The following is a 1880-nucleotide window of genomic DNA, read 5'->3' as shown; positions in this document are numbered from 1 at the left end:
ATCGCCTACACCCTCGGCCTCGAAGGCCCCGCAGTCAGCATCGACACCGCATGCTCCTCCTCACTCGTCGCCCTGCATCTGGCGGTGCAGGCGCTGCGCAATGGCGAGTGCTCACTCGCCCTCGCGGGCGGAGTGTCGGTGATGTTCACGCCCGAGACGTTCATCGACTTCAGCAGGCAGCGCAATCTGGCCCCGGACGGCAGGACGAAGGCCTTCGCCGGGTCGGCGAACGGCACCAGCCTCTCCGAGGGGGTGGGCGTGCTGCTGGTGGAGCGGTTGTCGGATGCCCGGCGCCACGGCCACCGGGTGCTGGCTGTCGTACGGGGCAGCGCGGTCAACCAGGACGGCGCGAGCAACGGCCTCACCGCACCCAACGGCCCCTCCCAACAACGCGTCATCCGCCAGGCCCTCCACAACGCCGGCCTCCAACCGGCTGAGGTGGACGCCGTCGAAGCACACGGCACCGGCACGAAACTGGGTGACCCGATCGAGGCGCAGGCACTGCTGGCGACGTACGGACGGGACCGGGAGGAGGAGCGTCCGCTGTGGCTCGGTTCGGTGAAGTCGAACCTGGGACACACGCAGGCCGCGGCGGGCGTCGCCGGAGTCATCAAGATGGTCATGGCGATGCGCCACGGCGTGCTGCCCCGGACCCTGCACGTGGACGAACCCACCCCGCACGTCGACTGGTCGGCCGGGCATGTGGAGCTCCTGACCGAAGCGACTCCTTGGGCAAGCGAGGAGCGCCGCCGGGCGGGAGTGTCGTCCTTCGGAATCAGCGGCACCAACGCCCACGTGATCCTGGAGGAAGCTCCGGACGACCACACGGCTCAAGACGACCAGGCCGCCGCAGAACCTCGCGCTTCTACGGGACCGGTGCTGTGGCCGGTGTCCGGCGCGAGCGCGGAGGGCCTGCGGGCCCAGGCGGCCAGCCTGCTGGGCTTGTTGGAACGTGCGGATGCTCCGGATCCGGTGGATGTGGGTCAAGCACTGGCGACGACGCGGGCGCAGCTGGAGCACCGCGCGGTGATCACGGGCAGCGACCGTACGGAGCTGGCGGCCGGGCTGCGCGCCCTGACCAACGACACTTCAACCGGAGGGCTGGTCCGGGCAGTGGCCCGCACCGGTGGCAAGACCGCCTTCCTCTTCACCGGACAGGGCGCACAGCGGGCGGGGATGGGACGTGAGTTGTACCAAGCCTTTCCGGTGTTCGCGGAGGCGCTTGATGAGGCTTGCGGCCACCTCGACGCCCACCTCCAACGGCCTTTGAAGGACGTGCTGTTCGCGGAGGACGGCGGGTCGGCGGAGAACACTCTGCTCGACCGTACGGAGTATGCGCAGCCTGCCCTGTTCGCGGTCGAGACGGCGTTGTTCCGGCTTGTGGAGTCGTGGGGTGTGCACCCGGATGTGGTTGCCGGGCATTCCATCGGTGAGATCACGGCGGCCCACGTGGCCGGGGTGCTGTCGCTGGCGGATGCGTGTGCGCTGGTGGCGGCCCGTGGGCGGCTGATGCAGGCCCTGCCCGACGGCGGCGTCATGGCAGCCGTTCAAGCGACCGAGGAAGAGGTACGGGCGCTGCTCGACGGTGCTGGGGACGTGGCGATCGGCGCTGTCAACGGCCCCCAGGCGGTGGTCGTCTCCGGCGCCCAGGACACCGTCAACTCCGTGGTTCAGGAGCTACGGGCCCAGGGCCGTAAGACGTCCTTCCTGAAGGTCTCGCACGCCTTCCACTCCCCGTTGATGGACCCCATGCTCGACGAGTTCCGACAGCTCGCCGAGATCCTCGACTATTCCGAGCCCGACATCCCGGTGGTCTCCAACGTCACCGGCCGCACCGCCACACCAGCCGAGCTGACCACCCCCGACTACTGGGTGACCCA

General features: G+C 69.4%; 1 protein-coding gene. It reads left to right on the top strand.

Annotated elements, in window-relative coordinates:
* A partial coding sequence (locus tag EST54_RS33755; RefSeq protein WP_135796922.1) for a type I polyketide synthase occupies window positions 1-1880 on the top strand: 1880 nt, incomplete at both ends.

Origin of the sequence: Streptomyces sioyaensis, assembly GCF_004122735.1 — a bacterium.
Lineage (GTDB): Bacteria > Actinomycetota > Actinomycetes > Streptomycetales > Streptomycetaceae > Streptomyces > Streptomyces sioyaensis.
This window is presented reverse-complemented; position numbering and strand designations above follow the sequence as displayed.